This is a genomic window from Planctomycetota bacterium (assembly GCA_038746835.1).
GTDB lineage: Bacteria > Planctomycetota > Phycisphaerae > Tepidisphaerales > Tepidisphaeraceae > JBCDKH01.
The window spans coordinates 1-8,388 of the sequence record JBCDKH010000164.1 but is presented as its reverse complement, the minus strand read 5'-3'; the positions used below and the strand labels follow the sequence as shown (position 1 = coordinate 8,388).

General features: G+C 64.3%; 9 protein-coding genes. 8 read left to right on the top strand and 1 reads right to left on the bottom strand.

Features of this window, described 5'->3' with window-relative positions; genetic code table 11:
* Positions 1–115 precede the first annotated feature (115 nt).
* The 7 genes from AAGI46_13595 to AAGI46_13565 all read left to right on the top strand — a co-directional run bounded on the left by AAGI46_13595 (position 116) and on the right by AAGI46_13565 (position 7,032).
* Positions 116–466 (top strand): translation initiation factor, encoded by a 351-nt coding sequence (locus AAGI46_13595; protein ID MEM1013238.1) that lies wholly within the window; start codon positions 116–118, stop codon positions 464–466.
* 299 nt (positions 467–765) lie between these two features.
* Complete coding sequence (locus AAGI46_13590) at positions 766–1,812, top strand: peptidylprolyl isomerase (GenBank protein ID MEM1013237.1); 1,047 nt, start codon at positions 766–768, stop codon at positions 1,810–1,812.
* Between the two features lie 3 nt (positions 1,813–1,815).
* A complete protein-coding gene (locus tag AAGI46_13585) occupies positions 1,816–3,093 on the top strand; it encodes an aminotransferase class I/II-fold pyridoxal phosphate-dependent enzyme (protein ID MEM1013236.1) in 1,278 nt (425 codons plus the stop codon).
* A gap of 117 nt (positions 3,094–3,210) precedes the next feature.
* The gene (locus AAGI46_13580; GenBank protein ID MEM1013235.1) at positions 3,211–5,004 is read left to right on the top strand and encodes a choice-of-anchor tandem repeat NxxGxxAF-containing protein; all 1,794 of its coding nucleotides are present in this window, start codon (positions 3,211–3,213) and stop codon (positions 5,002–5,004) included.
* A 31-nt stretch (positions 5,005–5,035) separates the two neighbouring features.
* Positions 5,036–6,289, top strand: a complete 1,254-nt coding sequence (gene ispG, locus AAGI46_13575; protein ID MEM1013234.1) for a flavodoxin-dependent (E)-4-hydroxy-3-methylbut-2-enyl-diphosphate synthase — start codon at positions 5,036–5,038, stop codon at positions 6,287–6,289.
* Positions 6,290–6,310: 21 nt separating this feature from the next.
* The gene (locus AAGI46_13570) at positions 6,311–6,727 is read left to right on the top strand and encodes a carbon storage regulator (GenBank protein ID MEM1013233.1); all 417 of its coding nucleotides are present in this window, start codon (positions 6,311–6,313) and stop codon (positions 6,725–6,727) included.
* Positions 6,724–7,032 (top strand): hypothetical protein, encoded by a 309-nt coding sequence (locus AAGI46_13565; protein MEM1013232.1) that lies wholly within the window; start codon positions 6,724–6,726, stop codon positions 7,030–7,032. The genes AAGI46_13570 and AAGI46_13565 overlap by 4 nt, the downstream gene beginning before the upstream one ends.
* A gap of 22 nt (positions 7,033–7,054) precedes the next feature.
* Here the strand turns inward: AAGI46_13565 and AAGI46_13560 are convergent, their stop codons facing one another.
* Positions 7,055–7,771 carry a hypothetical protein gene (locus tag AAGI46_13560; protein MEM1013231.1) on the bottom strand — a complete coding sequence of 239 codons (717 nt, stop codon included), beginning with the start codon at positions 7,769–7,771 and terminating at the stop codon, positions 7,055–7,057.
* 157 nt (positions 7,772–7,928) lie between these two features.
* Between AAGI46_13560 and AAGI46_13555 the strand changes: the two genes are divergently transcribed.
* Positions 7,929–8,201: a hypothetical protein gene (locus AAGI46_13555; GenBank protein MEM1013230.1), complete on the top strand. Its 273-nt coding sequence runs from the start codon at positions 7,929–7,931 to the stop codon at positions 8,199–8,201.
* Positions 8,202–8,388 lie beyond the last annotated feature (187 nt).

The following is an 8,388-nucleotide window of genomic DNA, read 5'->3' as shown; positions in this document are numbered from 1 at the left end:
GTCCGGACCCGGTGCGACGCTTCGCTCTGCACGTCGGCTTCTAGTGACTTTTTCTCTTTGAGATCATCCTGTTTCAAGCACACCGTGCGACGACCGTCAGCGCTACCTTCCCACCATGGGACTCTTCGACGGGACTGCACTCGAACGACCGGTCACCTGCGCGCACTGCGACAAGACGATCGACGATTGTGACTGTCCGCGCTCCGCTTCGGGCGAGATCGTCCAACCCGAGGACCAATCCCCACGCGTCCGACGCGAAAAACGCCGCGGCAAGTGGACCACCGTCGTCACCGGACTCGACCCCGTCGCGACCGACCTCGCCACCTACGTCAAAACCCTCAAAACCACCCTCGGCGTCGGCGGCACCGTCACCGACGATGGCTTCGAACTCCAGGGCGACCACCGCGACCGCGTCGTCGATCACCTCAAAGAAGACGGATTCCAAGCGAAGCCATCGGGTGGTTGAGACAGACGAACGAGTCCCTGTGCTTATGAAAAACCACCTCAGTTCGATTGTTTAGCGGTGAGCGCCAGCGAGCCTCAAGCATGCTGGATGTGAGCTCGATTACACACGAGGCTCGCTACCGCTCACCGCTAAACAGCAACGCTGCGTCCCAATCAGTGTCCTGCAAACACGGATCGACAGACCTTCCCCCTCGCCCACTTGATCCGACCGCTTCCCACGCGACGATGCGTCCAATGCGTTACCCGCTCGTGGCACTGCTCTTTCTGATCGGTTGTTCCGCTTCCGATGACCGTCCGCCAATGCCAGAGGCACAGCCCGAGCCGGTCGTCGAGCAGGCGCCGGCAGCACCGCTCGCGGCCGACGTCGTGACCGACGACGTGGTCATCGCGTCGATCACGATCGGCGAGACGCAGGTCACGCTGCCGCGCGATCGTTATCTCGCGTTTCTGGAAGAGACGCGCGGGCTGGACGCCGTGCTGAATCTCATGCAGCTGGAGCTGGCGAAGCAGCAGGCCACGGAGTTGGGCGTCGATCCGGAGACTGTCGACGTCGAAGCCGAGGTGCGGCGGACGCTCGACACCGGCTTCCGCGGGCCGGACGGCGAGGTCCTGGAAATCGGCGACTACGACGCGGCCCTCCAACGCGTCCTGGCCGAGCAGGGCCTGTCGCGGGCGGAGTTCGACGTCGTCATGGAGACCAACGCCATGCTCCGCGCCGCGGCCGGCGAGCGGATCAGACAACAGGTCACCGACGAGATGCTGCTCGAAGACTTCAACCGTCGCTACGGCGAGCAGGCTGTCGTGCGGGTCATCGCGTTCGACTCCCTCCGCGACGCGGCCGAGGTGCGGAGGCAGATCGAGGACGCTGACGACTTCATCGAACTGGCGTCGACGCTGAACGAGGACGCGTCGCTGGCCGCCCGGCAGGGGCTCATCGAGCCGTTCACGCGTCAGAGCGACTTCCCGAAGACCATCAAGGACGCCGCCTTCGCCCTGGAGGAAGGCGACGTCAGCGAACCGGTCGAGAGCGAGGGCAAGTTCCTCCTGCTGCGACTGGAAGAACGCCGCGCACCGACCGTCGTCGCGTTCGAGGACGTCAAGGACGACCTTCGAGCTCAGCTCATCGACAACGCGAGCGACGCTCTGATCACGCAGTATCGCCGGCTCATGGCCGGGGCTTTGACGAGCCAGGCGTTGGAGCTGGAAGACCCGATGCTGGCCGAGCAGCTGCAGGCGCGTCTCATCGCGGCCCAGCCCCAGCCGGTGGAGGACGAGGCGTTCAAAGAGCGTTTGGAGCAGGAGCGGCCCGCGACGACGATGCCCGCGACGCGTCGTAACATGCCTTAACGCATGGAAGCCGTCCTGAACAAGCCCGACGAACTCGAGTCCGTCGCCGACGACATCGGCGTGGCGGACGGCCCGCTGGTCGAAGCCCCGGCGCTCGCCGTCGACGTCGCGCCGCGCCTGAAGCGCCTGCCGCCGTACCTGTTCGGCCGAATCAACGCCGCCAAGCTTCGGATGCGTCAGGAAGGGCGCGACATCATCGACCTTGGCATGGGCAACCCAACCGACCCGACGCCCGATCCGGTGGTCGACAAGCTGGCCGAGGCGGCGCGCGACCCGCGGAACCATCGCTACCAGGCGGCCGCTGCGGGCATCGCAGGGCTCAAGCGTGAGGTCGCGATCAAGTACGAGCGCGAGTACGGCGTCACGCTCGACCCGGACGAGGAAGTCATCGTCACCATCGGCAGCAAGGAGGGCATCAGCCACCTCTGCCTCGCGCTCCTCGGCCCCGGCGACACGGCCGTCGTGCCGGACCCGGCGTTTCCGATCCACCTCTACGGCCCGGCGATGGCGGGGGCGAACGTGATCCGTGTGCCGCTCGGCACCGATCAGGCGTTTCTGGACAACGTCGAGAAGACGCTGCGCGACCTCTACCCGAAGCCGAAGCTGCTGATTCTCAACTACCCGCACAACCCGACGGCCGCGACGGTCGATGCCGACTTCATGCAGGCCGCCGCCGACCTGTGCGCGCGGTACGGCGTGCTGTGTCTCAGCGACTTCGCCTACGGCGACATCGGCTTCGACGGGTACAGGCCGCCGAGCTTTTTGGCGACGCGTGGCGGCAAGCGCGTGGGCGTCGAGTTCACGACGATGAGCAAGGGCTACAACATGGCCGGCTGGCGGGTCGGCTTCTGCTGCGGCAACCGCGACATGGTCGCCGCGCTCAAGACGATCAAGGGCTACTACGACTACGGCAGCTTCAACCCGATCCAGATCGCCGGCGTCATCGCCATGCGCGAATGCGCCGCCACGCCCGGCGACCAGGCGACGAAGTACCAGGACCGCCGCGACGAAGTCTGCCGCGGCCTCGACAAGCTCGGTTGGGCGTATGAAAAGCCGCGAGCCAGCATGTTCGTCTGGGCCAAGATCAACCCCGCCCACATGAAGCCCGGCGAAGACGACATCGACTTCAGCATCCGCATGCTCGACGAGGCCGAAGTCGCCCTCGCCCCCGGCATCGGTTTCGGCGACGCGGGCAGCGGATACGTGCGGATTGCACTCGTCGAGAACGAGCAGCGACTCCGGCAGGCCATGCGGAACCTGCAGCGGGCGCTCGTGGGATGAACACCCATCGGCCCAGACGTCGTCTGCCGCAGAATCCGCACGTCGAATCAACCAAGCGCTCGGCGAGAATCATCTGCCGCTTGCGAGTGACCGTCTGTCGCTGCACGATGGCTTCCGATGAAGACGCTCTGGAAAACGGCGGGTGTGGTGGTTCTGGCATCGACGGGCGCCGCGTGGGCTCAATCGACACCGACGACGACGGCGGTGTTGGGAACAGAGGCAAGCAACCCAATTGCCCAAGGGCTCGGCTGGGCTACGAGACCGACGCTAAACAACGCTGGCGAGGTGGCCCTGGTCGCTGGCGGTGTTGGGACCGAATACCCATTCGGCATCTGGATCGTCGGAGCCGACGGCGTGCCGCGCAATGTCGTTGCGCGAGGTGATCTGCTTCCGGATGCCAGCGACACCTTCCTCGACTTCGGGGGCGTCGGCGTTTCACTGAACGATGCCGGCGACGTCGCGTTCTTCGGCCAGTCCTCCACGGACGATGTCCGTGAGGTCGGTCTCTACGTCTTCGATGATGGCGCGGTGACGGAGATCGGCGACGCTGGCGACGATCTCGCTGGCGGAAGGACTATTTCAAGGTTTGAGCTCGGAGTTGGTTCCTCTGGGGGACCAATTCCGCCAGCATTGCTTCGCCCGACGATCAGCGACGACGGTCTGACCGCGGCGGTGTATTACTCTGTCTCCGGCACCTCGGGAGCGGGCGTCATTGCCGGTGGGGGTGTGATCGAACCGACGACAGTCGCGTTCTCTTTCACACCGTCACCCACTAGCAGTAACTACCTTGGCTTCATCGGAGCACCGCCTCCGCCTGTCGATGATCAGGAGAGAGTCAACTTCTACAGTCGCCTGCAAACCAACGTTGACGGCCTGTTCCGCGAGAGCACGGCTGATGGGGTCCCCGGGGAGGTAATGATTTTGGAAGGTGAAACGGTTGGAGGCGAGTTGATTCTCTTCGCGAACCCATTTTTCGGACGTCCGACGGTCGCTCAATCCAGTGGTCTCGTCTACGCGGTCGGTCGAGTCGGGATTAATGAGGTCCCGACGGTACTCGCCGGCGACGACGGAGCGGTATCGGTCGTCGCGTCGGCTGGTGATCCGCTTCTGAACCGTCCCGGAGACGTTCTCGACTCGATGGCGGTGCTCGATGCCAACAATGTCGGACAGGCAGTCGTCGGTGAGTTCGTCAACAATTACAGAAGCGGAGCGATCCGTGTCGGAGCGGAAGGGGCGGTCCGCATTTTCGAGGGCGGCGACCCGGCACCCGATGGAAACGGAACGTTCGACGCCGTCCGAAATGGGCTGGGCATGACACCCGATGGTGACGCATCCATCAATGATGCGGGTCAGGTCGTCTTCGCCGCATCGCTCAGCAACACGGTCGGCGGTGACGCAGACGATGTCGGCATTTTCTTCTTCGATGACCGTCTGGGGCTCCTCACCGTCGCCCGCGAGGGCGACACCATCAATGGCCAAACGCTCACGTTCATTCTGACGGAGACGGGCGAGTTTGGCGGCGGCGACAATGGCGACGCCTTCAACGAACACGGTCAGGTGGCATTCCTCTACCAGACCGGCGACGTCCTCGACGGCCGCGTCGCCGTCTGGACGCCGCCTTCGATTGACGACATTGTGCCCGGCGACGCCAACCTCGACGGCGTCGTCGACCTCGCGGACTTCGGCGTGCTCCGTGCCAACTTCGGCGAGACGTGGGCCTACCTCACCACCGCCGACTTCGATGGCGATCGCGACGTCGACCTGGCGGACTTCGGCATCCTGCGGGCCAACTTCGGCGGGTCGGCGAGCGATCTGGCAGCGCTCGACGCCTGGGCTGTGACGGTGCCGGAACCGGCGATGGCTGGCGTGCTCGCGGTGGGTGCCGTCGTCATGCTCCGCCGACGCCCGTAGCCGAGGTGACGGCGGCTATGGTGTTTCGCCCATGTTCGCGCGACGTAAAACCCGTCAGATCACCCTCGGCGACGAACGCGTCGGATACGTCAAAGTCGGTGGCGACGCGCCGATCGTGGTGCAGACCATGACCAGCGGTTACACGCATGACGTGGCCGGTTGCCTCGCCGAGATCAGGAAGCTTGCCGATGCCGGGGCCGATGTCGTCCGCGTCGCGGTGCCGGAGCGGAAGGACACGCAAGCGCTCGCCGAGATCATGCGGGAGACGCCGGTGCCGATCGTGGCCGACGTGCACTTCCACTTCAAACGCGCGCTCGAAGCCGTCGAGGCGGGCGTGCACAAGATTCGGCTGAACCCCGGCAACATTCAGGACCGGGCGCAGGTGAAAGATGTCATCGCGGCCTGCAAGGAGCGCGGCCTGCCGATCCGCATCGGCGTCAATGAGGGCTCCATCATCGAACGCCGCGATAAGCAGAAGCGGATGGAAGAACTCGGCAAGTACTTCAGCGACTCCAAGCACGGCCACCTGCTCGCGATCATGATCGCCAAGCTGGAGGAGTACCTGGACATCTTCCACGAGGAAGAGTTCCACGACATCGCCATCAGCGCTAAGTCGATCGACGCCCAGCTCGTCATCGCGGCGTACACGGAAATCAGCAAGCGGTTCGACTACCCGTTGCACCTGGGCGTCACGCACGCCGGGCCGAAGGAGACGGGCACGATCCGCAGCGTCGTCCCGCTGGGTCATCTGCTGGCTTCCGGCATCGGCGACACGATCCGCATCAGCTACGCCAACGACCCGATCTATGAGGTCGAGGACGGGCTCGAACTGCTGTACACCCTCGGCCTCCGCGAGCGGAAGGGCGCCGAACTCATCGCCTGCCCGACGTGTGGCCGCATTCAGGTCGACCTGTTCACGCTGACGCAGGACGTGCGGAAGATGTTGAAGGAAGACATCACGGTGCCGATGAAGGTGGCCGTGATGGGCTGCGTCGTCAACGGCCCCGGCGAGGCCGAGGGCGCGGACGTGGCGATCTTTGCCGGCAACAAGAAGGGCATCATCTACGTCCAAGGCGAGAAGGTCGCCAACGTCCCCGAGGCCGACATCCTCGACCGGCTGCTGGAGGAGTGTCTGGCGTTCCAGACCAAGGTCCAAAACGGCGAAGCCAAGCTCGGCGAAAAAGTCGTCGAAATCGTCCCGCCAGACCCGATTGGGGAGTTGGGCAGCGGGTATGAGAAGATCGAGGCCGAAAGGGCGGGGAAGGCGCTGCCAGTGATGGCTTAACCGTTCTGATACCTTCGGCTGATGCTCGTTCTTTCGCGACGGCGCAGTGAAGCGATTCGCGTTGCTCATCGTCAATCAGTCTGGTTGCTTCGACTGCTTGAGGTTGATCCTGCTACGAGCCGCTGCACTGTCGGTATCGAAGCGGACGCACAGGATGAGTCCTCTGTTGTTCGGATTTGCAGGATGGAGAGAACAAACGTCGTCGAAGTAGAAGCGAGCGTTCAATTAACGCTGGTTGACGCCCGCGACGACAAGGCACGCTTCGGGATTCACGCACCGCGCGAATTCGACGTCCACCGGCTTGAGGTCTACGAAGCGATTCGACGCGAACGCGGCGACGATGATGATCTCGAGGCCAAGGGCGCTCGTGTCCCACGTCCGGACGTCCCGCCGACTCTGAACGCATCTGCTTGGCCAGACCGCAGGACGAACGCATGAATGAGCCAAATGACGACGATCACCCCATCGGCTACGCCTCGCCCGACACGGACGAGAAGCGGCCCGACACGCCGTATCAGCGGCTGGCGGACAAGGTCGGGTGCGTGCCGACGTTTCGCGGCAGCGACAATGCCGTCTCCGCCATCGGCGGGACAGGTGGGGCGGTGGTGCTGCTCGCGATCGCCTACTTCGGTGGAGCATCCACCGCCGGCGTCATCGCCTCCGGCATCGTCGGCTTCATCCTCGGCGTCGTGGCGACCGGCGCCGTGATGGCCGTCGTGCTGCTGTTTCGGAAGAAGCGGTGACGCGACACATCTGAACGTGCGGTCACGTCGCACTGGAGCCTGAGAACTGTCGATTCTGGAGGATCGTGATTTTCTGCCAGATCTTGCGGGACAGGCCATTGGTCAGGCCTTCGATTTCGTCGACGGCGCGGACGGCCCCGTCGTCGGGGAAGCGTTGGACGTAGAGCACGGCGACCTTGCCGATCAGGGAGAGCATCTCGCTGCAGAAGTCGAGATAGCGGACGAGTTCGTCGGCCGTGAGTGGGCGGTCGTCGGGCGGGGCTCGGGTCTCGCCGAAGGACTTTTCGGTCGGGTCCTTGGTCAGCTGGTGCATGTCGACCACGTGGGCCATCGCACGGAGTTCGTGGACGGCCTCCAGGGCACGCCGGCGTTTCCAACGGGTCTCCAGGCTGAGCAAAAACGCGGCGATGGCGGCGAGGAAGAAGATGCTGCCGAGCGTCGGTTCGAGGAGTTGGATGAAGTCGCCGACGGTGTCGAGCTTGCCGATTTTGTCGATGAAGAAGACCTCCAGCACGATCACGCCGAACAACCCGACGACCGACAGCATGGCCGGTGCCCGAATCCACCAGATCGGTCGGCCGATGTCTTTGGACCGCGCCCGCGCGGTGCGTGTGATCTCGATCAGCTCGACAGCGACCTGACGAAGTCCGGCCCCTGGAAACTGCGTCGCGATGCGATCCTCCAACCGCCTGACGGTCTCGTGGAGAAGCTGGTCGTTGACACTTCGATAGCCCGCCATTGGGGCGGGAGTGTAATGGATGCGATGGTTGCCAATGACTTCACGTCATCGCCGTAACGGCGTCCGACCGTCGTGCGGCTCGGCAAGCTGAATCAGGCACCTGCGGTCGGAGGCGTCCGTCGTTACCTGATCGAGGCGACTTCCGTACCATCTGGCCATGGGTTGGATGCGAACACTGTTTCTCGGGGACATCGGCAATCGGCTCGACATCGCGGATGCCGAGCGGAGCATCGATGACGTTCGCCAGGTCCTTCGGAAGGGGCTGCGGCACGACATGGGACAGGACGAGCAGATTCGGGCGCTCAAGCTGGAGAACGAGGAGCTGGAGATGGGCATGGCCGCCCTCGTCAAGCTGTTGAAGGACAAGGGCGTGCTTGACGAGGCGGAGGTGCGTCAGCTCGTCGACAAGATCGATCCGAAGTCCCCCTGATGCCGAAGCGCGGGTATGGTGGGGCTGATGCTGCGCCTCGGGCTGTTGGTCGTTGTTCTTCTCGCCGGATGTCTCTCGCCGGAGCGGGCGGTGCTGGATGCGGACGATGCCGCGTACGACATCATCGCCGAAAAGCAGCAGGCGGCGATCGGGCGGGAAGAGGCGTTCACGATCGACGAACTCGAAG